At 63.3% G+C, this 26110-nt stretch carries 22 protein-coding genes and 2 pseudogenes; 18 read left to right on the forward strand and 6 right to left on the reverse strand.

What is annotated here, in order from left to right:
* The 4 genes from ASG25_RS20485 to ASG25_RS20500 all read left to right on the forward strand — a co-directional run bounded on the left by ASG25_RS20485 (position 1) and on the right by ASG25_RS20500 (position 3697).
* On the forward strand, positions 1–891 hold the full coding sequence (locus tag ASG25_RS20485) for a carbohydrate ABC transporter permease (protein ID WP_062478710.1): 891 nt from the start codon (positions 1–3) through the stop codon (positions 889–891).
* A 10-nt stretch (positions 892–901) separates the two neighbouring features.
* Positions 902–1399 carry a GNAT family N-acetyltransferase gene (locus ASG25_RS20490; RefSeq protein ID WP_062478712.1) on the forward strand — a complete coding sequence of 166 codons (498 nt, stop codon included), beginning with the start codon at positions 902–904 and terminating at the stop codon, positions 1397–1399.
* A 135-nt stretch (positions 1400–1534) separates the two neighbouring features.
* Complete coding sequence (locus ASG25_RS20495; RefSeq protein WP_062478715.1) at positions 1535–2299, forward strand: transporter substrate-binding domain-containing protein; 765 nt, start codon at positions 1535–1537, stop codon at positions 2297–2299.
* A gap of 3 nt (positions 2300–2302) precedes the next feature.
* Complete coding sequence (locus ASG25_RS20500; protein WP_082480423.1) at positions 2303–3697, forward strand: GGDEF domain-containing protein; 1395 nt, start codon at positions 2303–2305, stop codon at positions 3695–3697.
* A 34-nt stretch (positions 3698–3731) separates the two neighbouring features.
* On the opposite strand, the gene ASG25_RS20505 is transcribed toward ASG25_RS20500, so the two are convergent.
* From ASG25_RS20505 to ASG25_RS20515, 3 genes are all read right to left on the reverse strand, one after another.
* Positions 3732–4058, reverse strand: coding sequence for a hypothetical protein (locus tag ASG25_RS20505; RefSeq protein ID WP_062478720.1), 327 nt, complete (start codon positions 4056–4058; stop codon positions 3732–3734).
* 112 nt (positions 4059–4170) lie between these two features.
* Positions 4171–5580, reverse strand: coding sequence for a HAMP domain-containing sensor histidine kinase (locus ASG25_RS20510; RefSeq protein WP_062478722.1), 1410 nt, complete (start codon positions 5578–5580; stop codon positions 4171–4173).
* Complete coding sequence (locus ASG25_RS20515; RefSeq protein WP_062478725.1) at positions 5577–6239, reverse strand: response regulator transcription factor; 663 nt, start codon at positions 6237–6239, stop codon at positions 5577–5579. The genes ASG25_RS20510 and ASG25_RS20515 overlap by 4 nt, the downstream gene beginning before the upstream one ends.
* Positions 6240–6369: 130 nt before the next feature.
* Between ASG25_RS20515 and ASG25_RS20520 the strand changes: the two are divergent.
* From ASG25_RS20520 to ASG25_RS20530, 3 genes and pseudogenes are all read left to right on the forward strand, one after another.
* Positions 6370–6843 (forward strand): annotated as a pseudogene (locus ASG25_RS20520) (DNA-binding protein); the annotation flags it as partial.
* Positions 6844–7243: 400 nt separating this feature from the next.
* Positions 7244–9136, forward strand: a complete 1893-nt coding sequence (htpG, locus tag ASG25_RS20525; RefSeq protein WP_062478727.1) for a molecular chaperone HtpG — start codon at positions 7244–7246, stop codon at positions 9134–9136.
* Positions 9137–9275: 139 nt separating this feature from the next.
* Positions 9276–9626: a hypothetical protein gene (locus ASG25_RS20530; RefSeq protein ID WP_062478730.1), complete on the forward strand. Its 351-nt coding sequence runs from the start codon at positions 9276–9278 to the stop codon at positions 9624–9626.
* Between the two features lie 9 nt (positions 9627–9635).
* Here the strand turns inward: ASG25_RS20530 and ASG25_RS22910 are convergent, their stop codons facing one another.
* Positions 9636–9806: a hypothetical protein gene (locus ASG25_RS22910; protein WP_156379883.1), complete on the reverse strand. Its 171-nt coding sequence runs from the start codon at positions 9804–9806 to the stop codon at positions 9636–9638.
* Positions 9807–9982: 176 nt separating this feature from the next.
* Here ASG25_RS22910 and ASG25_RS20535 point away from each other — a divergent pair, with 176 nt between their 5' ends.
* Complete coding sequence (locus ASG25_RS20535) at positions 9983–11134, forward strand: GGDEF domain-containing protein (protein WP_062478732.1); 1152 nt, start codon at positions 9983–9985, stop codon at positions 11132–11134.
* Between the two features lie 113 nt (positions 11135–11247).
* On the opposite strand, the gene ASG25_RS20540 is transcribed toward ASG25_RS20535, so the two are convergent.
* Positions 11248–11802 carry a hypothetical protein gene (locus ASG25_RS20540; protein ID WP_062478735.1) on the reverse strand — a complete coding sequence of 185 codons (555 nt, stop codon included), beginning with the start codon at positions 11800–11802 and terminating at the stop codon, positions 11248–11250.
* A 204-nt stretch (positions 11803–12006) separates the two neighbouring features.
* Between ASG25_RS20540 and ASG25_RS20545 the strand changes: the two genes are divergently transcribed.
* The 6 genes from ASG25_RS20545 (at position 12007) to ASG25_RS20570 (ending at position 18288) form a co-directional block, all read left to right on the forward strand.
* A complete protein-coding gene (locus ASG25_RS20545; protein ID WP_062478738.1) occupies positions 12007–12834 on the forward strand; it encodes a phosphogluconate dehydrogenase C-terminal domain-containing protein in 828 nt (275 codons plus the stop codon).
* 108 nt (positions 12835–12942) lie between these two features.
* Positions 12943–13884, forward strand: coding sequence for a D-ribose ABC transporter substrate-binding protein (locus ASG25_RS20550; RefSeq protein ID WP_062478741.1), 942 nt, complete (start codon positions 12943–12945; stop codon positions 13882–13884).
* A 70-nt stretch (positions 13885–13954) separates the two neighbouring features.
* Positions 13955–14605: a DUF2291 family protein gene (locus ASG25_RS20555; protein ID WP_062478744.1), complete on the forward strand. Its 651-nt coding sequence runs from the start codon at positions 13955–13957 to the stop codon at positions 14603–14605.
* Positions 14602–16176, forward strand: a complete 1575-nt coding sequence (locus ASG25_RS20560; protein WP_244479459.1) for a sugar ABC transporter ATP-binding protein — start codon at positions 14602–14604, stop codon at positions 16174–16176. Before ASG25_RS20555 ends, ASG25_RS20560 begins: the two co-directional genes overlap by 4 nt.
* The gene (locus ASG25_RS20565; protein WP_062478750.1) at positions 16173–17237 is read left to right on the forward strand and encodes an ABC transporter permease; all 1065 of its coding nucleotides are present in this window, start codon (positions 16173–16175) and stop codon (positions 17235–17237) included. Before ASG25_RS20560 ends, ASG25_RS20565 begins: the two co-directional genes overlap by 4 nt.
* 214 nt (positions 17238–17451) lie before the next feature.
* Positions 17452–18288 carry an alpha/beta hydrolase gene (locus ASG25_RS20570; RefSeq protein ID WP_062478754.1) on the forward strand — a complete coding sequence of 279 codons (837 nt, stop codon included), beginning with the start codon at positions 17452–17454 and terminating at the stop codon, positions 18286–18288.
* 5 nt (positions 18289–18293) lie between these two features.
* Here the strand turns inward: ASG25_RS20570 and ASG25_RS20575 are convergent, their stop codons facing one another.
* Positions 18294–19193: a DMT family transporter gene (locus ASG25_RS20575; protein WP_062478758.1), complete on the reverse strand. Its 900-nt coding sequence runs from the start codon at positions 19191–19193 to the stop codon at positions 18294–18296.
* A 225-nt stretch (positions 19194–19418) separates the two neighbouring features.
* Between ASG25_RS20575 and ASG25_RS23275 the strand changes: the two are divergent.
* From ASG25_RS23275 to ASG25_RS20590, 4 genes and pseudogenes are all read left to right on the forward strand, one after another.
* Positions 19419–20048 (forward strand): annotated as a pseudogene (locus ASG25_RS23275) (methyl-accepting chemotaxis protein); the annotation flags it as partial.
* A 1102-nt stretch (positions 20049–21150) separates the two neighbouring features.
* Positions 21151–22338, forward strand: coding sequence for a HAMP domain-containing methyl-accepting chemotaxis protein (locus ASG25_RS23515; RefSeq protein ID WP_280136451.1), 1188 nt, complete (start codon positions 21151–21153; stop codon positions 22336–22338).
* A gap of 129 nt (positions 22339–22467) precedes the next feature.
* Positions 22468–24000: an acyl-CoA carboxylase subunit beta gene (locus ASG25_RS20585; RefSeq protein ID WP_062478923.1), complete on the forward strand. Its 1533-nt coding sequence runs from the start codon at positions 22468–22470 to the stop codon at positions 23998–24000.
* A 66-nt stretch (positions 24001–24066) separates the two neighbouring features.
* Positions 24067–26070 (forward strand): acetyl/propionyl/methylcrotonyl-CoA carboxylase subunit alpha, encoded by a 2004-nt coding sequence (locus tag ASG25_RS20590; RefSeq protein WP_062478765.1) that lies wholly within the window; start codon positions 24067–24069, stop codon positions 26068–26070.
* Positions 26071–26110 lie beyond the last annotated feature (40 nt).

Consider the following 26110-nt stretch of genomic DNA (forward strand, 5'->3'; position numbering starts at 1 on the left):
ATGGCGCCAGGAGCTCTCGTGACATCGCCTGTCCGCATCAAGCGGCGTTCCTCTGCGCATTATCGGATGCGCCGCCAGATCCGCAGAGGCGGGCTCGGCATCCTCATTCTCCTTGTCCTCGCCTACACGCTGTTTCCCTATTACTGGGCGATCGTTTCCTCCACCAAACAGGGTGCCGAGCTCTACACGACCGCCTTTCTGCCGGCGCTGAACTTCGGCTACTATCGGCAGCTGTTCGACAATCCGGTTTTCATGGGATCGCTCGTAAATTCAGTTTTCGTGGCGACGGGGACGACGGTGGTATCGCTGGCGCTCGGCATCATCTCGGCTTACGCGCTGGGACGTCTGGATTTTCCGCAAAAACGGATCGTGCTGATGGCGATCCTGATGATCTCCATCTTTCCGCAGGTTGCGGTGCTCTCGGGCATGTTCGAACTCATCAATGCGCTTGGGCTGTACAACCGTCCGAGCGCCCTGATCGTTACCTATCTTCTGTCGACCGTCCCCTTCACGACCTGGATCCTCACGACGTTTATCCGGGAGTTTCCGCGGGAGCTGGAAGAGGCGGCACTGATCGACGGTTGCTCGCATTTTCGTATCCTCACGCGCATCCTGCTGCCGCTGATGGGGCCGTCGCTGGCCAGCACCGGCATCCTCGCCTTCATTCTCGCCTGGAACGAGTTTCTGTTCGCGCTCACCTTCATGTTGACGGACGAGAACAAGACGGTTCCCGTTGCTATCGGGCTGATCGGCGGAACGACGCGCTATGAATATCCGTTCGGCCAGATCATGGCTGCTTCGGTCACCGTGACACTGCCGCTGATCATCGTCGTACTCATCTTCCAGCGGCGCATCGTGGCCGGCCTCACGGCCGGCGCGGTCAAAGGATAGGACTTTTGCCATGGACATGCTCGTCAACCTCTACGATCTGAAGCCCGACGCCGTCCTCGACGAGAAGGTGGCGCGGGAAGGCGTCGTCATTCGCCAGGCCCTGCCGCCCGAACTTCATACGATCGCGGCCTGGATCGGTCCGCGCTTCGGCCAGGGCTGGGTCAGCGAGGCGACCGTCGCGATGATGCGCCAGCCGGTGTCCCTACTCGTTGCCGTCAAGAATGGGGAACTGGTCGGCTTTGCATGCTACGACGCGACCGCGCGAGGGTTCTTTGGACCGACCGGCGTGGACGAGGCGATGCGCGGGAAGGGGATCGGTCATGCGCTGCTGTTGAAGACGCTGCTTGCCATGTACGATCAGGGTTACGGGTATGGCGTCATCGGCGGTGCGGGGCCGACAGGGTTCTACAAGCGTGCCGTCGGCGCCGTGGTTATCGCCGGCTCCGAGGAGGGCATCTACAAAGGCATGCTGGCAGCGGCGCATGCGACCGGCATCGACTACAGCTGAGTTTGATACGGCGGAGGCCCAGTACGCTACCGTACACTTTCCGTTTGTGACATCCGTAAGGATCAATTTACCTACTTTCTGGACTTGGCCTTAACGGCCCTCGGCGATCATGCCCTCCGAAACGGGAGATCGATCATGATTCGCAGACGCATGCTTGCCGCGCTTGTTCTGGGCCTCGTCGCCGCTGGCCCTGCGCTGGCTGATGATCCTGTGCTGCGGATCGGAACGGAGGGAGCATATCCTCCCTTCAATTTCATCAACGAGAAAGGCGAGCTGGCCGGCTTCGATGTCGATATCGCCAAGGCGCTCTGCAAGGAGATGAAGCGGACCTGCACCTTCGTCGTCACGCCCTGGGCGGAGATCATCGAAGGGTTGGAGCAGAACAAATACGATCTCATGGTTTCGAGCATGGCCTTTACGGAGGAGCGCGCCAAGCGGATCGCCTATTCGCAGCCCTACTACCGGTCGCACGCCGTCTTCATCGGCGACCCGAAGAAGCGCCAGGACATCAGTCCCGAAGGTCTTGCCGGCGCGCGGATCACGGCCGGCAAGGGCACGATGCAGGCGCAGTACCTTGCCAAGGTCTATGCGGCCAAAAGCACGCTCGTGCTCGGAGAAGACCAGCCGGCGGCGCAGGCGATCCTCGAACAGGGGAAAGCGGATCTCATGCTCGGCGATGCGATCGAACTCATGAGCTTCCTGGAAAGCGCGGAAGGGTCGGCCTTCGAGTTCATCGGCGATCCCGTCACGAACGACTTTCTGCAAAGCACGGCACATGTCACGGCACGCAAGAGCGACACGGCGCTTCTGGACGAGGTGAATGCCGCCATCAAGAAGACCCGTCTCGACGGCAGCTACGAGCGGATCAACAACATCTACTTTCCGTTCAGCATCTATTGATCCATGATCTCCCTCCGCCCATCCCGGCATGGCCTGTCGATGCGACTTGTCGGCAGGATCGCCCTGCTGCTGGTCTGCCTCTATGCCGGGGCGGCAGCCGCCTATTCCGTCCAGTTCCTGAACGGCATCGAGCGGGATGCAACGACCGCCCGCGAGCAACAGATTCCGCTGATCTTGTCCCAGAACCGGAATGCGTTGAAGGTCGAGCGCGCGGCGTCGCTCATTCGCTCTGTGTATCTTGCCCATGACCGGAAGATCGAGCGGCAGATCCAGCTGCAGTTGCAGACCCTGTGCCAGAGTTTCACACTGGACGAGAACCAGACCCTGATCGACGGCGCGCGCGATATTGCGGCGTCCGTCAAGGTGATCGTCACCTCCCGCGAAGCCTCGCGCAGGCTTCGCGATCCCAACGCGGCGGCGGTCACGCCGGCGATCCAGGCGGGAATCCAAGCTGAGATCCTCAAGACGGACGCAGCAAGCGCCGAAGCCTACCAGCATGCGATGAATACGGCGGACCGACTGAGCGAGACGCTGGCGACGGACGCTGTCGCGCTCGCCGACAGCATGGCCTGGACGATCGGCAGCGCGGCGCGCGAGGTAAAGCTCGGCTGGACGCTGATCCTCACCTTGCCGGTCCTGTTCTTCGTGCTGACGCTCTGGGTCGTCAGCCGCCATGTGATGGCGCCGATCGGGGCCGCCGTGGCCCGGCTGGAAGCCATCAGCCATGGCAAGGCCGACCAGGACGCGCCCGCCAAACCTGTCTTTCACGAACTTGCAACGATTGCCGATGCCGTAGAGGCTTATGGCGCGCTCTCTACAGACCTGACACGCACCAACGCGTTGCTGAAGATCCTGTCGGACCGCGACAGTCTGACGGGCCTTGCCAATCGGCGGTCGCTGCAGGCGGTGCTTGAGTCAACGTTCGAGGCCGCCCGGGCGGGCGGTCCGGATATCGCCGTGATGATGATCGACCTCGACCACTTCAAGGTGATCAACGACACCTATGGGCATCATGCCGGCGATGCCTGCCTCGTCGCGGTCGCGGATGTCCTGCGCCTGTTCGAGGCAAGTGACGGGGCAACCGTCGGACGCTTCGGCGGAGAGGAGTTCGTGGCCGTCGTTCCCATGCGGAACAACACGTCGCTGATGGAGATGGCCGAGCGCATGCGCGTTGCGATCATGTCGCTCGATGTGCGCAGCGAGGACGGGCGCCGCATCGCCCTCACCACCAGCATCGGTCTATCGAGAATGGCGGGACGGGCGCTCGACGGGGCGCAGAGACTGGTCTCCGAAGCGGATGCCGGACTCTACCAGGCGAAGCGAGATGGGCGAAACCGTGTCGGCCCGATGGCGGTGCTTGCCGCCGATGGAAGCACCAAACGAAACAGGCAGGCCTGAGCCTGCCTGTTCAAAGCTGCAAAAGAAACGGCCGTTAGCGCGTGCGGCCATACAGCCAGGCGACAGCGGCGACAATCGCGGCGGCGGCCAGCGGTTTCTCGCGGATGCGACCCTCAATGTCGGCCATGTAGCCGTCTATCGATCCCTTGATATCGGAAGACGTTGACGCGCGACGATGTGAGCGCGCATTTCCGGTGAAACTTTCCGGGCCTGTCGTCGACGTGACAGCCACAGGATCAGAGGCCGGGAATGTGTCTTCCAGCGCCTTGTCCAGATCGCCGTCTGTCCCGCGGCGCTCACGATCGCCCTGTTCATTCTGCAGAGACCTGACGGCCGGCGAAATGTTGTTCTGGTTTACCATGATCGCTCCTTCGGTTCGCTATGCCCGATAACGGCTTTTCGCGAGCGAAGTTCCACAGACCGGCACGCCCAACGCCGGACGCTGGACGCCGGTCTTCCTGCGACGTCCGCTTCTATCCCCCAGGGGAAACGCTCGGCTGTCGGTCAGGCGGTGACGCAGATGCAGCTCGGGGTAGGCGAAGGATCACGGCCAAACCGCTTTCCGGGCGGTTTACGAGGGCGATCCCGCCGCCGTAGATGTCCGCAATCTCCCGGGCGATCGTCAGGCCGAAACCGTCGCCCTGGACGGTCTCGTCCATACGGATGCCCGGCAGGAACACGCTTGCCAGTTCGGCCTCCGCGATGCCCGGTCCGTCGTCCGCGATGCGCACGACAACCATGCGATCCTCGACGGCCGCTGAGATGGCGACCTCGCTTCGCGCCCATTTGAACGCGTTGTCGATCAGGTTGCCGAGCACCTCCTCGAGATCGTCCGAAGCGCAGGCAACCGCGATGTCGTCTTTGACCTCGCAGGTGACGTGGTGACCTTTCTCGGCGTGAATGCGGGACATGATCTGCAGGAGGTCGGCAAGGCTGGGCTGAAGCAGGGTCGCGGCAGCCATGCCCGCGCCGGACATCGTCTTGCGTGCCCGCGCCAGATGGTGGCGAATGCGCGTGTCGATCCGTCCGACCAGCTGGCGCATCTCGCCGTCAGGATCGTTGGTGTCATCCAGCGCCAGCGAAAGGCTGGCGATCGGCGTCTTCAAGCCATGCGCGAGGTTGGCGAAATGCAGGCGGGTATCGCTTAGGCGCTGGAGATTGACCGCGATCAGCCGGTTGATCTCGTTTGCGACCGGTTGCAGGTCTCTTGCCTCCACCTCCGGCAGCCTTTCCCGCGATCCCGCCGCGACCTGCGCGACATCGCGCGTCAACCGCTGCAACGGACGCAGGCCGAAGCGCACCTGCAGGAACGTGCCGAGGAGGAGGCTGATCCCGAGCACCGTCATCGCCGGTATCAGCCAGAACAGGGCCCTTTGCGCCGGATCGTTCAACGCGGACTGGGGCGCGGTCGCCGTGATCTGCAAAACACGATCACCGATATGCGCTTCGGCGGTCCGCACATGCAGATCCATCCCGCCATCCCTCGCGGCGTCGGGAAGCGGCATCGGGTTGGTGCCGGGACGATGGCGGTTGGGCACCGGGCGAGGAGGACGGTCGATCGTGCGGCCCGCAAGCGAGAGCGAGGTGAGCCGCGCGCCATGTCCGGTCACCTGCCAATACCATCCCGATCCGACGCGATCGAAAGGCGGCCCGTCGAGAGACGCGCCGAGCGCCGTGGATCCGTCGGGGGCAATGGACAGCGTGCCACGCAGGGCCTCGATCTGCGTGTCGAGCCGCTGGTCGATCTGTTCGCGCACGACACCTGCCACGATCCACCAAAGGATGCCCGCGGCGATGATCAGGATGCCGGTGACGAACAACATGGAGAAGGTAAGGAGGCGCGCGGCGATGGTGGAACGGGCGGGGAGGGATGGGAGCATCATGCCGCGGCCGTCAGCATGTAGCCTCGCCCGCGGACGGTCTCGATCCGTTCCGCCCCGATCTTCCGGCGCAGCCGGGCGACGATGACCTCGATCGAGTTGGAGTCGACGTCGGCATCGCCATCATAGACCCGCTCGATCAGCTCGCGTCGGTCGACGATGATCTCCTTGCGCAGGACAAGGCATGAAAGCACCCGCCATTCCAGTGCGGTCAGTTTCAGGGGCAGGCCATCCAGCTCGAAGGTGCCGAGCTGTGCATCGAAGACCAGGGGCCCGCACGTCACCAGCGACGCGGCATGGCCCGTAGCGCGGCGAACGAGCGCCCGCAGTCGCAGCACGAGTTCCTCGACCTTGAACGGCTTGGTCATGAAATCGTCGGCGCCGGCCTTGAAGCCGGCTACCTTGTCGGGCCATCCGTCTCGCGCCGTCAAGATCATCACCGGAAAGGTCCGGCCCGCATCCCGCCAGGCTTTGAGAACCGAGATGCCGTCCTTGCGCGGCAGGCCGAGGTCGAGCACCGCGATATCGAAGATTTCCGTGAGGCCTGCATGCTCTGCATCCTCGCCGTTGGTCGCGACATCGACGACGAAGCTTTCCGCGCGCAGGCTCGTGGCGATGCGTCGCGACAGATCGGCGTCGTCCTCGACCAGAAGAACTCTCATGAAACCGTTTCCTGCTGCTGATGCAGAGGACATAGGGCGCGCCGGCTTAACTCAAGCTGAACCGCAGGGTTCAGGCTGCCGGTGGGGCGGTCTTGCTAGAAGGACCTCGTCAACATCACAGGAGACGACGATGTCAAACGAAGAAACCTTGACCGCTGCCCACGAGCCGACCCACGCCGCTGCGCCCACCCCTGCCTCCCCGTCGCGTCGCAGGCGGACGCCGCGGCTGGCCCTCACCGGTGTGGCAGGCATTGCCCTCCTCGCGCTTGGTGTCGCCGGCGGTGCGGGTGCTATGAAGCTCGCCAAGTCGAGCATCGAGATGGCGCCGATGGCACCGGTCGCCATTTCCGCGATGCCCGACGGTGACCTGGTCACCATCAAGGGCCAGGTGGCCGAGATTTTCGGCAACAAGTTCGTGCTCCAGGACGCAAGCGGTCGTGCCCTGGTGGAAACCGGCCCTTCCGGCGAGAACGGAAAGCTCGTCAAGATCGATGAGGCGGTCAGCGTCCAGGGCCGCTTCGACGACGGTTTCCTGCATGCGAGCTTCCTGGTCCATCCGGACGGCAAGGTCGAGGCGCTGGGTCCGGCGGGCCGGCCTCCGCATCATGAGCATGGTCCGAAGGGGCTGCAGGGGCCGAAAGACGGGCCGAAGCGGGGGCCCGGTGCGCTGTCCGATGCCGGACCCGCGGGCGGCCCTGCCGACGCAGCTGCGCTTGATGGCCCCGCAGCCGGGAGGGCGCCTCCGTCCGGTGCGGCACCGGAGCCTGACGCAGGGCCCGGTGCCGCACCCGGAGACGCCAGCACTCCCCAGCCGCCGCAGCCGTAAGCGTCGCGCGCGGCAGACCTCGAAACACGAAAGCACGGCGTTCCGGGGCGACACCCCGGGACGCCGCCTGCATATTTTCCTGCGAAACGCGCGGATGCCCTTTGCAAGCATCTTGAATCTGCACGGAATCTTCGCCAACTGGTCGTTGAAATTTCGGTCATGACGGAGACGATGAGATATGACGAACCTTGATGCGGAACGCCCCGCCGAGAGCCATGTTTTCGAAGCCGACGTGTCGCGCCTTCTGCATATGATGGTGCACTCGGTCTACTCGGACAAGGACGTCTTCCTGCGCGAGCTGATCTCGAATGCGGCGGACGCCTGCGAGAAGCTGCGCTTTGAGGCGATCGCCGCACCACAGCTTCTGGGGAGCGATGCGGACAGCCGCATCACGCTGACGCTCGACGAGGACAACCGCCGCCTGATCGTGGAGGATAACGGCATCGGCATGAGCCGGGAGGAGCTGATCGAGGCGCTCGGCACCATCGCGCGTTCCGGCACGCGCGCCTTCATGGAGCGGATCGAAGCTAACAAGGCTGGCGAGGGCGCTCAGCTGATCGGCCAGTTCGGCGTCGGCTTCTATTCCTGCTTCATGGTCGCCGATCGTGTCGACGTCGTTTCGCGGCGCGCCGGGTCGCAAGAGGCGTGGCTCTGGTCCTCGGACGGGCAGGGCGCCTACACCGTGAGCGCGGTCGATCCTGCGGACGCGCCGGCGCGCGGCACGCGCATCACGCTGCATCTCATGGAAGATGCCAAGAGCTACGCCACCCGCTGGTCGGTCGAACGCATCGTCAAAGAACAGTCCGGCCATGTGCCCGTGCCGGTCGCGATCGTCGACAAGCCGGGCGAAGAACCCGCCCAACTCACCGACGGAACGGCGCTGTGGACGCGGGCAAAAAATGACATCTCCAAGGAAGATCACGCCGATTTCTACCGGAGCCTGTCCGGACAGTACGACGAGCCGGCCCTGACCGTGCACTTCCGGGCCGAAGGACGCCACGAATACACGACGCTGGCCTATATCCCCGGCGCGCAGCCGTTCGACATGTTCGATCCGGACCGCAAGGGCCATATGAAGCTTTACGTCAAGCGCGTGTTCATCACCGATGAGGCCGACGTTTTGCCGCGCTACCTGCGCTTCGTTCGCGGTCTCGTCGATACCGCCGATCTGCCGTTGAACGTCTCGCGCGAAATGATCCAGGAAAGTCCCATCCTGTCCGCGATCCGCAAGGGCGTTGCCAGCCGCATCATCACCGCGCTGGAAAAGCTCGCCGAAAGCGATGCGGAGGCATTTGGGAAGGTCTGGGAAAATTTTGGCGCGGTGCTGAAAGAGGGGATCTACGAGGATGGCGAACGGCGGACGCAACTTCTGTCGCTCGCCCGTTTCAAGACGACCGCCTCTTCCGGGGAGATCCGCTCGCTGAAGCAATATGTGGCCGACGCCAAGCCTGAACAGGCGGCGATCTATTACCTGACGGGCACCAGTCTCGAGCAGTTGAGAGCCTCTCCGCAGCTTGAGGGTTTTCGCGCGCGGGGCGTGGAAGTCCTGCTTCTTACGGACCAGATCGACAGTTTCTGGGTCATGATGGCCGGCGAGTTCGAAGGCAAGACGTTCAAGTCGATCACGCAGGGTGCTGCCGATCTCGCGCAGTTCACCAAAGCGGACGGGGAAACGGCACCTGACAACGCGCCGTCATCCGATGTCGCCACCTTCATCGCCTACGCCAAGGAGAAACTCTCCGGCGAGGTTTCGGACGTTCGCGCATCCGACCGTCTGACGGAAAGCGCCGTCTGCCTGGTGGCCTCAGAGGGCGGCTACGACCGACAGATGGAGAAGATCCTCCAGGGCGCTGGCCGTCTCGAGCTTTCGGCCAAGCCGATCCTCGAAATCAACCCGACGCACCCTCTCGTCAAGACGATTGCCGCCAAGGCTGACGGTGCTGCCCTGAAGGAGGATGCAGCTCTGCTCCTTCTCGACCAGGCGCGCGTCCTCGATGGCGACAAGCCTGCCGACCCCCGCGCCTTTGCCGAACGGCTCACGCGCATCTTCGAACGCGCGTTGCAGGCATGACGCAGTCTGCCGGCCTGCTGCTTTGCCGTGGGCCGACCTTCAGACGTTGCTAGGCGAATTTATGCCTAAATCAGAATGTTATTACTGAACAAAATATCGGACGCGGCGTTGAGGGGGGCATTCAACAACAGGATCTCCTATGAAGCGCCTTCTTCTTCTGACCGGATTTACCCTCTCGCTCGCTGCAGGCGCAGCTTCTGCTCAGGATACGCCGCCGCCGCCGCCCGCGCCGCCGGCAGCCGCCGAGGCCATGACGCCGCCACCGCCGCCGCCGGGTGGTCCGCGCGGACCGGAAGAGGCGATGCGGGGCGACAAATGGCACCGCGGTCCTGACGGCCACCGTCCGCCGCCGCCGTCCAAGGCTGCGCATTACCGCATCGAAACGGACGACGTGAAGATCGACCTGAAATGCGCAGACGACGAGCCCGCAAAGGCCTGCGCCGATCTGCTGATGTCGACGATCGACAAGCTCGGCGTTGGCAGGGACTGATGACGCAGGTCAGCCACGGCTGACAGAGACCATGGCGAAAACGCCGGCTCGGAACGCGTCCCAGCCGGCGTTTTCGTTTTTGCCGAACGGCATCCAAGGGACCATGAGGATCAGGTCGCCGTTGTTTTTCTGGTCCCAGTGTGGGCAACATCCGCTGGCCAGACCTTTGCCGTCTGCCATGGACAGGCCAGGCCGTACCGAAGGCGGCGGTTTTGCCCCGACGAATTTGTGCGTAGGACAATATGTTTACCCGCTGTTAAAGCGGGGTATCTAACGTCAGTACAAACGCACAAACGCGTCCGCGCGCGACCTTCGAGAGGCCACGGCGCCCTCGGGGATCAGCGGCCGGAACTGACATGGATCATTTTGCTTTTCTTCTACCGGTCATCTTCTGTGTCTTCGGGCTGACGTTCCTGTTCGTCGCATGCCATGAGCCGCGGTCGGCGCCATGGTGGGGTCTCGGCTACCTGGCCGCTGCTCTCGGTTTCGTCATGCCGATCCTGTCGACGACTTTTCCCGGGCCCTTTTGCGCACTGATCGCGGATACGCTTTTCCTGCTGGCTCTCAGCTTCTACGGGCAGGGGCTGCTAAGACAATTCCGGCGAACCCTGCCGATCGTCCCGCGCGTGGCAATCGTCGCGGTCGGCATCGTCGCCTCGGTCGTCTCGACGTTCGTTTTGCAAAACCCGACGCTCGCGCTTTCGGCCAATGATGTCCTGACCTCGCTCTGCCTCGGCGTGCCGGCCGTTGCCGTCCTTCGGCACGCGCGCGGCGCGGCGGAGCGGCTGCTACTCGCCGTGGTTTTCATGGTCATCGGCGACGCGCTGATCCGCAACGTCGTCATGATCGTTCTCAACCGCAATCCGGCCGACTTCGAAACGTTTCTGGCGTCGCCCTACGCCTTCTTTATGCACTCCACGAGCACGCTCATCGGCCTTCTGCTGGCCTTTGCGGCGCTTGGCTGCGTGACGTTGGAGGTCATCGGTCGCTACAAGGACGTGGCCGACCGGGATCCGATGACCGGTCTCTTCAATCGGCGTGGTTTCGACCGGCTCGCCGGACAGAAGACGCGCGCCGGCGCAGTGATCGTTTGCGACATCGACCACTTCAAAAATATCAACGACCGGCACGGTCACGCCGCCGGGGATGCCGTCATTGCCAAGGTCGCTCAGATCCTCGTCGACGGGCATGCGGGGGATGCCGTTCTCGCGCGTTTCGGCGGCGAGGAGTTCGTGCTGTACCTCCCCGGACTGACGGTCTCCGCCGCTGCCCATGTCGCAGAGGGTCTGCAGACCAGGATCGGATCGGCGGACTGGCCGCACACAGGGCCGGTGACGGCGAGCTTCGGCGTTGCCGAAACGCGCCTCGACGATCTCAGCATCTACGAGGTCGTGGCTCGTGCCGACCGCGCGCTCTATGGGGCGAAGCTGGCGGGGAGAAACCGGGTCTTCACGGAGGCCGGGCGACCCGCGGACCTGCATTCGGAAAACGCACGCGCCGTCGCCTGACCGGCGTCGCTCATGCATGTCGCCCGACAGCGTGCAGCGGCTTCGGGAAACGACATGCATCCAAACAAGACCCTTAAAGCGCGTCGCGTGACACCTTTTTGACGCAACGCGCTTTAGGGCGCGGCCTGTCGGCGCGCCTCGACAGCCTTGGCTGCTGCCTCCCGGATGTTGAGCCAGCGCGTGTGTTCCAGCGTCGCATCGGCCAGCGCCCGATGCACGGGTTGCGCGGGCTCGGTCTGCTCGATCATCTCTGCGACGAATGCGGCGATCTCGCGCCGCGTAAACGTCTCGTCCATGATGCTGCGCGCGTGCGCCAGAAAGACATCGTCGGATTTCGCAAGACGCAGGGCGTGCCGCGGCAAACCTCCGGCACGCAGCAATACGCTGAGCCATTTCCCATCCCAGGACGGCGCGCTGGCATAAAGGGCGTGCCCCTCGAGCGTTTCCATCATCTCGCGCGCGACCTCTGCGACGGGCGTCCCCTCCGCGTGGAGCCGGCGGCGCGTCAGGCCGTGAATGTGCTCCGCCTTCATAGACCAGTCCTGCCAATCGGGCGCAGGGCGGATCAGATGTGAGCGGGACGTACCGTCTTCAAAGACCCAGGCAACCTCTACGGGGAAGCTTTTCTTGCCGAGGGACGAGGCTTCAAAGTCGAGAAAGACGAGCATGTCATCGGTCCGGATACCAGGTGGCGCAAAACCAGGATGCTCCGGGGTTTAGCGAGATCGCCCGACGATCGCAAAGAGATCTTTGCTCAAAGGGCAACGCATAACCGCCATCCTCGCAAAGCTCCCTATGACATCATGTGAAATGATCATTGACTCATTATACCAGTTGCCCTTAGATGCGGTGACTAAACGGGATCAGCACACATGACATCGATTGCACTCTTCGGCGCCGGCGGCAAAATGGGCACAAGGCTTGCCCGCAACCTCATCGGCTCGCGCTTCGACATCCGCCCTGTGGAGGTGAGCGAAGCCGGTCGTGCGCGGCTCCAGGCCGATCTCGGCCTCACATGCCTTCCCGTCGAGGAAGCGCTCGACGGCGCGGAGGTCGTGGTTCTTGCCGTGCCGGACACGGCGATCGGCAAGGTGGCCTCGGGGATCGTCGACAAGCTTTCCCCCGGCACCATGGTCGTGGTGCTCGACGCGGCCGCGCCCTTTGCCGGCCATCTGCCGGAGCGCGCCGACATCACCTATTTCGTCACGCATCCCTGCCATCCCCCCATCTTCAACGACGAGACGGAGATGGCGGCGAAAAAGGATCACTTTGGCGGGATAGCCGCCAAGCAGCACATCGTTTCCGCGCTGATGCAGGGCCCCGAGTCGCATTATACGCTTGGCGAGGAAGTGGCGAAGACCATCTGGGCGCCGGTGATGCGGTCGCACCGGGTCACGGTCGAGCAGATGGCGATCCTCGAGCCCGGCCTGTCGGAAACGGTCTGCGCCTCGCTGCTCGTCGTCATGAGCCAAGCGCTCGATGAATGCGTCAAGCGCGGCGTGCCGGAACAGGCAGCGCGCGACTTCCTGCTCGGCCACATGAACGTGCTCGGCGCCGTGATCTTCAAGGAGGTGGACGGTGTGTTCTCGGATGCCTGCAACAAGGCGATCGAGTTCGGCATCCCCGCGCTGATGCGCGACGACTGGAAGAAGGTCTTCGAGCCCCAGGAGATCGCAGAGAGTATCCGGCGGATCACCTGAGACCGTCAGGCACGGCCGATGCTGCTCCGAAAAAGGGCAGCTTCGCTCAACCGATACGGGACCGCAGGGAGGCGGGCCCGCGCTACAACCAACAACCGGGAGGAACACATGACATTCACACGCGGACTGATCCTTGCTGCCTTTGCCAGCGCTCTTGCGCTCGGTACGGCCATGCCGTCCAGTGCAGCCGATCTCATCGCCATCATCACGCCGAGCCACGACAATCCGTTCTTCAAGGCGGAAGCTGTCGGGGCGGAAGCCAAGGCGAAGGAACTTGGCTATGAAACGCTCGTCCTCGTTCACGACGACGACGCCAACAAGCAGTCGCAGCTGATCGACACGGCCATCGGCCGTGGTGCGAAAGCCATCATTCTCGACAATGCCGGCTCGGAAGCGTCGATCGCCGCCGTCCAGAAGGCAAAGGACGCAAAAATCCCGTCCTTCCTGATCGACCGCGAAATCAACGCGACCGGCGTCGCCGTCTCCCAGATCGTCTCGAACAACTACCAGGGCGCACAGCTCGGCGCCGAAGAGTTCGTGAAACTGATGGGCGAGAAGGGCAAGTATGTCGAGCTGCTCGGTCGCGAGGCCGACTTGAATGCCGGCATTCGCTCCAAGGGCTACCACGACATCATCGACGAATATCCCGACCTGAAGATGGTTGCCCAGCAGTCTGCCAATTGGAGCCAGACGGAAGGCTACTCCAAGATGGAGACCATCCTGCAGGCCAACCCGGATATCCAGGGCGTGATCGCGGGCAACGACACCATGGCAATGGGGGCGATCGCCGCCCTGCAGGCCGCAAATCGCAAGGACGTCATCGTCGTCGGGTTCGACGGCTCCAACGACGTTCGCGACAGCATCAAGTCGGGCGGCATCAAGGCGACCGTGATGCAGCCGGCCTATGCCCAGGCCCAGATGGCGGTCGAGCAGGCAGACGCCTACATCAAGACGGGCAAGGGCCCGGCCGAAGAAAAGCAGCTGATGGATTGCGTGCTGATCAACGCCGACAATGCCGACAAGCTCGAGACCTTCGCGCTCAAGGATTGATCGCGCCTTCCTGAAACGGGCGGTTCGTCCTGGCGCACCGCCCGCACCTTTTTCATCCGGAGTTGACGGAATGCCGCGTTATCCCGCCGCTGCCGCGCTTTGCCTTGCCTCGGCCATTCTCATGGTCCTGCCCGGCTGCAAGATCATCAAGACGCCCACAGCCGAGGAGGCCGCAGAGGTCGCGAGCGGCGGGTTCAATCCCGAGCGGCAGGCGAGCGAACTCTGGGCGCCGAAAGTGGTGCCCTATCTCACGTCCAAAGCCGGCCCCTACGGCGAGGTCGCAGCGCTGATCGCATCCGATGCGGAGGCGGCCGCTGCCAAATACGGACACAAGGAAAAGGAGGGCAATGCCCCCTGGACCTATGCCGCCAAGGTTTCGGGGCGGATCGTAAAGGCCGAAACCACGTCCCGAGCGGCCACCCTCGACACGGATATCGACGGCGACGGCAAGGCGGATGTGCGCATCCAGATCGGTCCCGTCATCAAGGGAACGGCGATCCGTGACAGTCTCGACTTCGTCAGTTTCAACCAGTTCAAGAACCAGATCCAGTGGGCCGAATTCGGCAAGGCCTTCAATGCACACCTGAACGCGCAGGTGCTGCAGGCGCTGCCGCGCGACGGGCTGGACGGCAAGACGGTCGAGGCTGTCGGAGCTTTTCCCGTGCCGGCCAAAGGCCAGCTGCCGCTGCTGACGCCTGTTACCATCACGCTGGGCCCATGACGATGGCCCTCCAACCGACCATCAGGGTTGAGGACGATATCATCCTCGAACTGCAGGATGTGACGAAGGTCTATTCCGGCATCGTCGCAGTCAAGAATGCAAGTCTTGCTCTGCGCCGCGGAGCCGTCAACGTGCTCGTGGGCGAGAACGGTGCAGGAAAATCGACGCTGATGCGCATGATCGCCGGTGTCGAACGTCCCTCGCTCGGGCGGATTCTCCTCGATGGCAAACCGGTCGAGTTTCACTCTCCGGCCGACGCGCAGAAACACGGCATCGGCATGGTGTTCCAGGAGCTCAACCTCTTTGGCAACCTGTCCGTGGCCGAAAACATCTTCGTCACGCGCGAGATCGTCAGCGGATTGACCGGTATCGATCACAAGGCGCAGATCGCGAAGGCCAATACCTTCCTCGACCGGCTCGACGCGGGCATCCGCGCCGAGGCCATGGTCGAAGACCTTCCGATCGGTCAGCAGCAACTGGTGGAGATCGCGAAGGCCCTGTCGCTCGACACGCGCATCCTCATCCTCGACGAGCCGACCTCGGCCCTGTCGGCGGCCGAGGTGGATATCCTGTTCAAGGTGATCGCCGAACTCAAGGCACAGGGCGTGGCGATCGTCTACATCTCGCACCGCCTGGAAGAGCTGATGCGCATCGGCGACCATATCACCGTTCTCAGAGACGGACGGATCACAGGCCAGGCGCTTGTCAGGGACATCGATACCCGATGGATCGTCCGGTCGATGATCGGTTCGGATGCCAAGGATTTCGCGAAATCCGTCAATCACACGATGGGCGACGAAGCCTTTCGCGCCGAGGACATTTCGCTTGCGCGGCGGACGGGCGGGCTTGCGGTCGACCATCTTTCCATCACGGTCCGGTCCGGCGAGGTTCTGGGCATCTACGGACTGATGGGAGCCGGACGCAGCGAATTCTTCGAATGCGTGATGGGGCATCATCCGCATGCCACCGGCCGTATCTTCATCGATGGCGAGGAGATCGCCGCGCGCGACACGCCGACCCGTATCCGGCGCGGCCTCGCACTCATTCCCGAGGATCGGCAACGCGAGGGCCTGGTTCAGGTCTTGTCGATCGCCGCCAATCTCACGCTGGCGAGCCTCGACCGGTTTGCGCGCTTCAAGGTCCATATCACGGGTGAGCGCGAGCGTTCCGCGGTGTCCGAGGCGATCCGTGATCTCGCCATCAAGGCCCCCAATCCGGATTTCGAGGTGACCTCCATGTCCGGAGGCAACCAGCAGAAGGTCGTGATCGGCAAGGCGCTGATGACAAAGCCAAAGGTCCTGCTGATGGACGAACCAAGCCGCGGGATCGACGTCGGCGCGAAGGCCGACGTCTTCCGAACCATGCGCCGGCTAGCCGGCGAGGGGCTCGCCATCCTGTTTTCCACCTCCGACCTCGAGGAGGTCATGGCGCTGTCGGACCGCATTGCCGTGATGAGCAACGGTCGCATCACCACGATCCTGGATCGGGCGGTGGCGACCGAGGAGGCAATCGTGCAGGCGGCATCGATCGGGCACAAATCCATACAGAGCAGCGGGGACTTCGCGCCATGACGACGGCCACCACAACGACACCGGCAGCGACAGCAGACAGCGGCTCGCTTCTTCTGACGCTGATGAAGCTGCGCACCTTCATCGCGCTTTTCGCCGTCATCGCGTTCTTCTCGGCTTTCGCGCCGAATTTCCTCTCGGCCGCGAACATCATCCTGATGTCGAAGCACGTCGCGCTGAACGCGTTTCTCGCCATGGGGATGACCTTCGTCATCATCACCGGCGGCATCGATCTCTCGGTCGGCTCCATCGTCGGGCTCTGCGGCATGGTGGCCGGCGGCCTGATCCTTCACGGCATCGACCTCCAAATCGGCTATACCATCTATTTCAACATCGTTGAGGTCTGCCTGATCACGCTTGCCGTCGGCATCCTGATCGGTGCGGTCAACGGATTGCTGATCACCCGGCTGAACGTTGCGCCTTTCATCGCAACGCTTGGCACGCTGTATGTGGCGCGGGGCCTTGCGCTGCTTTCGTCCGACGGACAGACGTTTCCCAATCTCGTCGGCAGGGCGGACCTTTCGACCACGGGATTTGGCTTTCTCGGGTCCGGCCGGATCATCGGCCTGCCGGTGTCGATCTGGATCCTGATCGTCGTCGCGCTCGCAGCGGCCTATTTTGCGCGTTATGTCCCGCTCGGCCGCCAGATCTTTGCCGTCGGCGGCAATGAACGGGCGGCGCGCATGTCGGGCATCCGGGTGAACCGGGTGAAGATGTTTGTCTATATGTTCTCAGGCTTCTGCGCTGCGATCGTCGGGATCGTCATCTCGTCCGAGCTGATGGCGGCGCATCCGGCCACCGGCAACTCGTTCGAGCTCAATGCCATCGCGGCGGCCGTGCTTGGGGGAACCTCCATGTCCGGCGGGCGGGGCACGATCGGCGGCACCATCATCGGCGCCTTCGTTATCGGGATCCTGTCGGACGGCCTCGTGATGATGGGCGTGTCCTCCTTCTGGCAGATGGTCATCAAGGGGATCGTCATCATCGTCGCCGTCGTGGTGGATCAGGCGCAACGCCGCCTGCAGCAGCAGGTCGCCCTCATGCAGCTGGCCAAGAAGGGTTGACGGCTGCTTGAAGCAACCCGGCCCTGGCCGATAAAAATTGTGCGTTGCGAGAAGGAATGTCGACCAAACCGTCAGCCATGACTTTCAAAGATGTGTTTCCGGCGTAAAAAAGCGAGCGGGCGTTGTCCGAGGACGAGGCTCGCCTGCTGCCGATTGATGAAACCGCGCTTGCGGCGAACCCCGCAAGCCAAGCGCATCTGAAGGAGAGACCATCATGGGCTTTATCACCACCAAGGACGGTACCGAGATATTCTACAAGGACTGGGGTCCGAAGGATGCCCAGCCGATCATGTTCCACCACGGCTGGCCGTTGTCATCGGACGATTGGGACGCACAGATGCTGTTCTTCGTCTCGAAGGGCTTTCGCGTCGTCGCGCATGACCGTCGCGGCCATGGGCGTTCGGCACAGGTCGCCGACGGACATGACATGGATCATTATGCGGCCGACGCCTTTGCCGTCGTCGAAGCGCTCGACCTGAAGAACGTCGTCCATATCGGCCATTCCACAGGCGGCGGCGAAGTCGCTCGCTACGTGGCCAAGCATGGCGAGCCGGCCGGGCGCGTCGCCAAGGCCGTGCTGGTTTCCGCTGTCCCGCCGCTGATGCTGAAGACGGACAGCAATCCGGAAGGCCTGCCTCTCGAGGTTTTTGACGGTTTCCGCTCGGCCCTTGCCGCAAACCGTGCCGTCTTCTTCCACGAGGTTCCGGCAGGTCCGTTCTACGGCTTCAACCGCGACGGGGCGAAGGTGCAGGACGCCGTGGTGCGCAACTGGTGGCGCCAAGGCATGATGGGCAGCGCCAAGGCGCATTACGACGGCATCAAGGCGTTCTCGGAAACCGATCAGACGGACGACCTGAAGGCCATCTCGGTGCCGACGCTCGTGCTGCACGGCGAAGACGACCAGATCGTGCCGATCACCGACTCGGCCGAGAAGTCGATTAAGCTGCTGAAGAACGGGACCCTGAAGACCTACCCCGGCTATTCGCACGGCATGCTCACGGTCAATGCCGACGTGCTGAACGCCGATCTGCTCGCCTTCATCCAGGCCTGATACGTTCAAGCGGGCGAACGCTTGCGCCGGGGGCTCTGTCCCCGTCGCTCCCAGACGATGAGCAACGCGCTCGACGCAACGATCAGCAAGGCGCCAAGGAAGACATTGAGCGCCGGGATCTCCGCCCAGATGAGATATCCGTAGACGAATGCCCACATCAGGCCCGTGTACTCGACGGGTGCGATCGCCGATGCCGGGGCGTATCGGAAGCCGTCATAGAGCAGATATTGGCCGACAGCCGAAATGAGGCCGAGGACAAGAAGAAGGCTCCAGCCTGCCGCGTCCGGCGTCGTCCAGACCCAGGGCAGCGACAGCGCGCAGGCAAGGCCGAACAGGAGGCTCGTCGCATACATCTGTGTCAGGGTGGATTCGCTCCGGCTGACGAGACGTACGAGAATGGTGCTCCACGCCCAGCAGAAACCTGCGACGACGCACATGGCCGCCGGAACCAGGTTTGGGGAATGGGTGGGATTTGCGGCGACGACCACGCCAATGAAGCCGCCGATACAGGCAATCCAGCGGCCCACACCGATCGTCTCCTTCAAGACCAGGATCGACAGGAACATGACCATGATCGGCGCCGAGAAGTACAGCGTCGTCAGCTCCGCAATGCCGAGCGATCGGGCCGCATTGTAGAACAGCAGCCACGCCACCAGCATCAGGAGCGCGCGAAGCACCAGCGTCTTGCGATACGGGCTTTGCAGGGCGGACGGATGTTTGCGCACCCGCACGAGAACGCCGGTAATGGCAACGATGACGAGGCTGCGAAAAAACAGGATTTCCGGTACGGCATAGTCCGTCACCAGCCATTTGACGATCGCATCCTGCAGGGCAAAGCAGGCATATCCGCCCGATGCCAGCGCGATGCCCGTCAGCGGTCCCTTCGCGGTCGTGTCCGAACCCATGTTCGCCTCCCGTTGCAAACACCTCGGATGGACAGGCGTTGTGCACCGTCGCAATGGCAGGAACCGCCCTGCGCCGCAATGCGAAAGTATCTTCCCAGAAGAGAATGCCGCCAACGTCAGCCGACCCAGGGACAGTAAGTGTTTTATTATATTTTAATCCGCATCTGACAGAATGGCGCCGGGAGACACCGATCAATCGGTGCGCCCAGGGTAGGGGAGCCTTTCATGATCGATCGTCTGATGTCTCGGATCCGGATCCAGACCAAAGTGCTGGTCCTGCTCACGCCGTTCGTGCTGAGCATCACAGCCGTCGGGGTGACCGGCCTCTATACCTCTGGCCTGCTCCAGGGTCGCATGGAAATCTCCAATAGCGTTCTCCAGTCTTTGAGCGGTTTCAAGCAGGTCTTTTCTGCCATGTCTCGCTTCCTTCTACAGCCGTCGGCAGAGACGCATGACGCTGCGCGGAAGGAATTGAACGACGAGATCGCCAACCTGAAGACGATGGCGGACACGCTTCGCCGCGACACCGACGTTTCCCGCCTTGATAACGCCCTGTCTCAGTCGGCCAGCATCGCGACCAATATCGAGACGCTCTGGGGACTTCAGACCGACAGGGAGCGCATTTCGGCCGAGGTCGGGACAAGCACGGAGGAATTGCTTGCCGTTCAGGCGGCCGCCGGTAAGCAGGCTTTCGTCCTGCTCGCTGCGGCCAAGACCATAGAAAAGTCCGCGAAAACCAGCCTCAAGACGGCACTGCAGGTCGGCGTTCTCGGTTCAGCGACCCAAGCACTCGCCAAGCAGACCAGTGCAGCAGCAAGCGACGGGGAGCGTATCCAGGCCGTCAAGACGGGTCTTNCAGGTCGGCGTTCTCGGTTCAGCGACCCAAGCACTCGCCAAGCAGACCAGTGCAGCAGCAAGCGACGGGGAGCGTATCCAGGCCGTCAAGACGGGTCTTCCCGCCGTCGTCACCGCGCTCGACGCCACGACGAAAGCTCTGGGCAAGACGACGCTCCCTTCCGTCGATGCGCTGAAACCCGCCATCGCGGCGTTCGGCGACGCCGCGACGAAAGCTGCCACGGACCCGATGCTCGCCGGCGATCTCGTCGCCGCCGCGACCGCCTTCGATCGTGCGGGTGCTGCCATCAAGGTGGCATCCGACGAGGCGCTTCGCGACCAGGTCGGCGTTCTCGGTTCAGCGACCCAAGCACTCGCCAAGCAGACCAGTGCAGCAGCAAGCGACGGGGAGCGTATCCAGGCCGTCAAGACGGGTCTNGACGCCACGACGAAAGCTCTGGGCAAGACGACGCTCCCTTCCGTCGATGCGCTGAAACCCGCCATCGCGGCGTTCGGCGACGCCGCGACGAAAGCTGCCACGGACCCGATGCTCGCCGGCGATCTCGTCGCCGCCGCGACCGCCTTCGATCGTGCGGGTGCTGCCATCAAGGTGGCATCCGACGAGGCGCTTCGCGACGCGGTTTCGGGCCTTGCGGCGGCCGAAGGGGAAATCGCCAAGGCGGATCGCGTCGGCAACAAGCTGCGCGCCATTGTCGGCAATGCGAACCAGATCCGTGTCGTCTTCGCCGAACTGGCGGCTGTCCCGGACGACGCCGGCGTCAAGAAGGTGCAGCAGGCACTTTACGCCTATGGCAAGGAACTGGAGGGACTCGCAACCGCCGTTCCCGGCGATACGGTTCTGGCCGCGCTCCCGGCAAAGGCAAAGCCTGTCCTGTCGTCGCTGGAGGCGAACGCCCTTGCGCTCTTGGCGCTTTCGCAGAAGCAGCGATCGGAATTCGATGCCGCAGCCGCACAGATCGATGGCACCTGGACATTGCTCACGGATTTCGCCGAAAGCCAGAAGCAGAGCGCCGGCACCGAGCGTGAGCAGGCGAATACAATTTCGCTCGGCGCCACCCTGGTCGGCATTCTTATCGCGCTGCTCGCCGGCACGGCGCTGGTGATGACGCTGAAGGGGCCGATCGGACAGATCACCGCCGCCATGCGCCGGCTCGCCGATGGCGCGCTCGACACGTCGATCACCGGCGAAAATCGATCCGACGAGATTGGCGACATGGCGCGCGCCCTGTCGGTCTTCAAGGGCAGCGCTCTCGCCAAGCTATCCATGGAAGAACAGGCGGAAGCGACGCGCCGCGAGACGGAAGCGCACCGCTTGCACACAGATGCGGAGCGGCAGGAGGCGGCGCAGCAGGTCCAGTTTGCCGTGGAAACCCTGGCGCAGGCCCTGTCGCGCCTTGCACGGGGCGATATGAGCTTCACGATCGACACGCCGTTTGCCGCGCATCTCGATCGTCTGCGCAACGATTTCAACGCCTCGGTGGGCGGGCTGCGGGAAACGCTCGGGGAGATCCGGCAGATCTCCAGCGCCATCCATTACAACGGCCAGCAGATGACGGATGCCGTCGGCGACCTTGCCAAGCGGACGGAACAGCAGGCCGCAGCGCTGGAAGAGACCTCGGCCGCCGTCGACGAGGTTTCGTCGACCGTGCGCACCGCAGCCGGTCGCGCCAACGACGTTCAGGGCATCGTGCAGCGGGCCAAGCGCAATGCCGACAACTCTTCCGACATCGTGCAGAACGCGATCTCAGCCATGATGCGCATTCGCGAAGCCTCCGACAAGATCGGCCAGATCGTCGGCGCAATCGACGCGATCGCCTTCCAGACGAACCTTCTCGCGCTTAACGCCGGTGTCGAGGCGGCACGGGCGGGCGAGGCCGGGAAAGGGTTTGCCGTTGTTGCCCAGGAGGTGCGCGATCTTGCGCAACGGTCCGCCCTGGCCGCCAAGGAGATCGGCGGGCTGATTGCGAAATCCTCGGCCGAAGTCGCGACAGGCTCCCAGTATGTCGAACAGACCGGCAGCGCATTGATGGAAATCGCCCATCAGATCGTGGATATCGCCGGCCACGTCGATCATCTGGCCGGGTCGAGCCGCGACCAGTCCGCGTCGCTCGAATCCGTCAACGGATCCGTCAACCAGATCGACCAGATGACCCAGCAGAACGCCGCGATGGTGGAGGAAACCAACGCTGCCACGCTGCAGCTCGCCGAAGACATCGACCTGCTTGCCAGCCTCGTTGCGCGCTTCCGCCTGCTGGAGGCTGACGACACGCCTCACGCCCGGGCCGCATGATCCGGGCGGACGCGTCTGCGGTCCTGCGCAACCCGTCCCTGACATTCGGAATTCGACGGATATCGGTCGGCAAGAGTTCTCGGCGGCCGAAACTTCGCATAGAACGGATCGATGACGTTGGAGGATTCGATGCGGGACGTTCTGGTTGAGCTTGAGAAGCGCCGTTCGGAAGCCAGGCTCGGAGGGGGGCAGCGACGGATCGATGCCCAGCATGCGAAGGGCAAGCTGACGGCGCGCGAGCGGATCGACGTCCTGCTCGACGAGGGTTCCTTCGAAGAATACGACATGTACGTCACGCACCGCGCCATCGATTTCGATATGGCGGACCAGAAGATCGCGGGCGATGGGGTGGTGACCGGCTGGGGCACCATCAATGGGCGGCAGGTCTATGTCTTTTCCCAGGATTTTACGGTTCTCGGCGGCTCACTGTCGGAAACGCATGCCCAGAAGATCTGCAAGATCATGGACATGGCCGTTCGCAACGGTGCGCCGCTGATCGGGCTCAATGACAGCGGCGGCGCACGCATCCAGGAGGGGGTGGCCTCGCTTGCAGGCTATGCCGAGGTTTTCCGCCGCAATGCGGAAGTCTCCGGCGTCATTCCGCAGATCTCGGTCATCATGGGCCCCTGTGCCGGGGGAGCCGTCTATTCGCCGGCCATGACCGATTTCATCTTCATGGTGCGCGACAGCTCCTACATGTTCGTGACCGGCCCCGATGTGGTGAAAACCGTGACGAACGAGGTGGTGACGGCGGAGGAGCTGGGGGGCGCTGGCACGCATACGAAGCGATCCTCTGTCGCCGATGCGGCCTACGAGAACGATATCGAGGCGCTTGAACAGGTGCGGCTGCTGTTCGACTTTCTTCCGCTGAACAACCGCCAGAGGCCACCTGTCCGCCCGGTTCACGACGACCCCGCCCGGGTCGAGGCCCGTCTCGACAGCCTCATTCCGGACAGCTCCACCAAGCCTTACGATATGAAGGAGCTGATCCTCGCGATTGCCGACGAGGGTGACTTTTTCGAACTTCAGGAAGCCTTCGCCCGCAACATCATCACCGGCTTCGTCCGCATCGAGGGCGAGACGATCGGCGTCGTTGCCAACCAGCCAATGGTGCTTGCCGGCTGCCTCGATATCGACAGCTCCCGCAAGGCGGCGCGTTTCGTGCGCTTCTGCGATGCTTTTTCCATTCCTGTCCTGACGCTCGTCGATGTCCCCGGATTCCTGCCCGGCGTCGCGCAGGAATATGGCGGCGTCATCAAGCATGGTGCAAAGCTGCTGTTTGCCTATTCCGAGGCAACGGTACCGATGGTCACGCTCATCACCCGCAAGGCCTATGGCGGCGCCTACGATGTCATGGCGTCCAAACACATCGGCGCGGATATCAACTATGCCTGGCCCACGGCCGAAATCGCCGTCATGGGTGCAAAGGGCGCGACCGAGATCCTTTACCGCTCGGAGCTGTCGGACAAAGACAAGATCGCGGCGCGGACGAAGGAATATGAAGAGCGGTTCGCCAACCCCTTCGTCGCCGCCGAGCGGGGGTTCATCGATGAGGTGATCATGCCGCGTTCCTCGCGGAGACGGATCGCGCGGGCTTTTGCCTCGCTGCGCAACAAGCAGGTGACGACGCACTGGAAGAAGCACGACACGATCCCGCTTTAGGATTGCGCCCGAGGGCGCATTGCCGTGCCTGCCGCTGCCGACTGCCTATCAAGACTGGACGAGACCGTGATCAAGAAAATCCTCATCGCCAATCGTGGAGAAATCGCCTGCCGGGTCATCCGCACGGCTAGACGTATGGGCATCCGCACCGTTGCCGTCTTTTCCGATGCCGACCGCGAGGCGCTGCATGTGCGCGAAGCCGATGAAGCCGTGCATATCGGACCCGCCCCGTCCAGCCAGTCCTACATCGCCATCGACCGGATCCTCGACGCAATCCGCACGACCGGTGCGGATGCGGTTCACCCGGGCTATGGCTTCCTGTCCGAAAATGCCGCCTTCGCAGCGGCGCTCGACGCGGCTGGCGTGATTTTCATCGGCCCGCCCGTCGGTGCGATCAAGGCCATGGGCGACAAGATCACGTCCAAGAAGATCGCCGCCGAAGCCGGCGTCTCCACGGTGCCCGGCCACATGGACCTGATCGCGGATGCGGACGAAGCCGCGCGGATTTCGGGCGAGATCGGTTATCCCGTCATGATCAAGGCATCGGCGGGGGGCGGCGGCAAGGGCATGCGGATTGCCTGGAACGACGCCGAGGCGCGTGAAGGCTTCCAGTCCTCGAAGAACGAGGCAAAAGCGTCTTTCGGCGACGACAGGATCTTCATCGAGAAATTCGTGACGCAGCCGCGCCACATCGAGATCCAGGTTTTGGGAGACCGACATGGGACGGTGCTTCATCTTGGAGAGCGGGAATGCTCGATCCAGCGGCGAAACCAGAAGGTGATCGAAGAAGCGCCGTCACCGTTCCTCGATCCCGAGACGCGGCGCGCCATGGGCGAACAGGCCGTCGCTCTTGCAAAGGCAGTGAACTACCATTCGGCAGGGACGGTCGAATTCATCGTCGATGGCGCACGCAACTTCTATTTTCTGGAAATGAACACGCGGCTGCAGGTCGAGCATCCGGTGACGGAACTCGTGACCGGCCTCGATCTCGTGGAGCAGATGATCCGCGTTGCTGCAGGCGAAGCCCTGTCGTTTGCGCAGGACGACGTCACGCTCGACGGATGGGCGGTCGAGAGCCGCCTCTACGCCGAGGACCCGTACCGGAACTTCCTGCCATCGATCGGGCGTCTGACGCGGTATCGTCCCCCGGCCGAAGGCCCGACCGGTGGCGGATGCGTTCTGCGCAACGATACCGGCGTGACCGAGGGCGGCGAAATCTCGATGTATTACGACCCCATGGTCGCCAAGCTCTGCGCCTGGGGCCCGGACCGGCTGGCGGCCATCGACACCATGTTGCATGCGCTGGATGATTTCGAGGTCGAGGGCATCGGGCACAATCTCCCCTTCCTCTCGGCCGTCATGCAGCACGAGCGGTTCCGATCGGGCAACATCACGACGGCTTTCATCGCTGAAGAGTTTCCCGACGGCTTTCAGGGCGTCGAGCCGGATGCCGACGCGCATCGTGTGCTGGCGGCGGTGGCGGTCCTGGTGCATCAGGTGCTGCAGGAGCGTGCGGCGCACATCTCGGGCATTGTCGGGCATCACCGTCGGGTGGTGGCCAAGGACTGGGTGGTACGGTTCGACGACACCGAAATCGAGGCAACGATCGAAGCGCTCGGCGAAGAGACCTGTATCCGTTTCGGCGACGGCGGCATGCTCACGACGGCGGGCGTTTTCGTGCCTGGGGCCACCCATGCCCGCTTCGTCATCGGAGGCGAACCTGTCGGCGTCAAGATCGACCTGACCGGCTCGGCCATTCGCTTGCGCTGGCGCGGCATGGATGTGAAGGCGTATGTGCGCTCGCCGCGGGTGGCAGCCCTTGCACGATGGATGCTGCGCAAACTGCCGCCGGATACGTCCAAGCTGCTGCTCTGCCCCATGCCGGGTGTCATTACGGCGATCATGGTTTCCGCGGGCGAGACGGTCGAGGCCGGTCAGCCGCTGGCGACCGTGGAAGCCATGAAGATGGAAAACATCCTGCGGGCCGAGCGCCGCAGCGTCGTCAAGCGCGTGGCGGTCGAGCCGGGCACCAGCCTGGCGGTGGACGAGGTTGTGCTCGAATTCGAGTGAGGCAGGCGACGTCGATGGTCGGTGCAGGTATCGGGGACAG

The organism is Rhizobium sp. Leaf384, from assembly GCF_001424065.1.
Classification (GTDB): Bacteria; Pseudomonadota; Alphaproteobacteria; order Rhizobiales; family Rhizobiaceae; genus Ferranicluibacter.

What these genes read in the sequence shown, in the direction of transcription:
- ASG25_RS20505 (WP_062478720.1), bottom strand. Translation starts at nt 4,058, where the DNA reads ATGGTAAACCAGAACAACATTTCGCCGGCCGTCAGGTCTCTGCAGAAT.
- ASG25_RS20550 (WP_062478741.1), top strand. Translation starts at nt 12,943, where the DNA reads ATGACATTCACACGCGGACTGATCCTTGCTGCCTTTGCCAGCGCTCTT.
- ASG25_RS20575 (WP_062478758.1), bottom strand. Translation starts at nt 19,193, where the DNA reads ATGGGTTCGGACACGACCGCGAAGGGACCGCTGACGGGCATCGCGCTG.
- ASG25_RS20485 (WP_062478710.1), top strand. Translation starts at nt 1, where the DNA reads ATGGCGCCAGGAGCTCTCGTGACATCGCCTGTCCGCATCAAGCGGCGT.
- ASG25_RS20570 (WP_062478754.1), top strand. Translation starts at nt 17,452, where the DNA reads ATGGGCTTTATCACCACCAAGGACGGTACCGAGATATTCTACAAGGAC.
- htpG (WP_062478727.1), top strand. Translation starts at nt 7,244, where the DNA reads ATGACGAACCTTGATGCGGAACGCCCCGCCGAGAGCCATGTTTTCGAA.
- ASG25_RS20500 (WP_082480423.1), top strand. Translation starts at nt 2,303, where the DNA reads ATGATCTCCCTCCGCCCATCCCGGCATGGCCTGTCGATGCGACTTGTC.
- ASG25_RS20535 (WP_062478732.1), top strand. Translation starts at nt 9,983, where the DNA reads ATGGATCATTTTGCTTTTCTTCTACCGGTCATCTTCTGTGTCTTCGGG.
- ASG25_RS20515 (WP_062478725.1), bottom strand. Translation starts at nt 6,239, where the DNA reads ATGAGAGTTCTTCTGGTCGAGGACGACGCCGATCTGTCGCGACGCATC.
- ASG25_RS20490 (WP_062478712.1), top strand. Translation starts at nt 902, where the DNA reads ATGGACATGCTCGTCAACCTCTACGATCTGAAGCCCGACGCCGTCCTC.
- ASG25_RS20530 (WP_062478730.1), top strand. Translation starts at nt 9,276, where the DNA reads ATGAAGCGCCTTCTTCTTCTGACCGGATTTACCCTCTCGCTCGCTGCA.
- ASG25_RS20585 (WP_062478923.1), top strand. Translation starts at nt 22,468, where the DNA reads ATGCGGGACGTTCTGGTTGAGCTTGAGAAGCGCCGTTCGGAAGCCAGG.
- ASG25_RS20565 (WP_062478750.1), top strand. Translation starts at nt 16,173, where the DNA reads ATGACGACGGCCACCACAACGACACCGGCAGCGACAGCAGACAGCGGC.
- ASG25_RS20545 (WP_062478738.1), top strand. Translation starts at nt 12,007, where the DNA reads ATGACATCGATTGCACTCTTCGGCGCCGGCGGCAAAATGGGCACAAGG.
- ASG25_RS22910 (WP_156379883.1), bottom strand. Translation starts at nt 9,806, where the DNA reads ATGGCAGACGGCAAAGGTCTGGCCAGCGGATGTTGCCCACACTGGGAC.
- ASG25_RS20495 (WP_062478715.1), top strand. Translation starts at nt 1,535, where the DNA reads ATGATTCGCAGACGCATGCTTGCCGCGCTTGTTCTGGGCCTCGTCGCC.
- ASG25_RS23515 (WP_280136451.1), top strand. Translation starts at nt 21,151, where the DNA reads ATGACGCTGAAGGGGCCGATCGGACAGATCACCGCCGCCATGCGCCGG.
- ASG25_RS20510 (WP_062478722.1), bottom strand. Translation starts at nt 5,580, where the DNA reads ATGATGCTCCCATCCCTCCCCGCCCGTTCCACCATCGCCGCGCGCCTC.
- ASG25_RS20555 (WP_062478744.1), top strand. Translation starts at nt 13,955, where the DNA reads ATGCCGCGTTATCCCGCCGCTGCCGCGCTTTGCCTTGCCTCGGCCATT.
- ASG25_RS20540 (WP_062478735.1), bottom strand. Translation starts at nt 11,802, where the DNA reads ATGCTCGTCTTTCTCGACTTTGAAGCCTCGTCCCTCGGCAAGAAAAGC.
- ASG25_RS20560 (WP_244479459.1), top strand. Translation starts at nt 14,602, where the DNA reads ATGACGATGGCCCTCCAACCGACCATCAGGGTTGAGGACGATATCATC.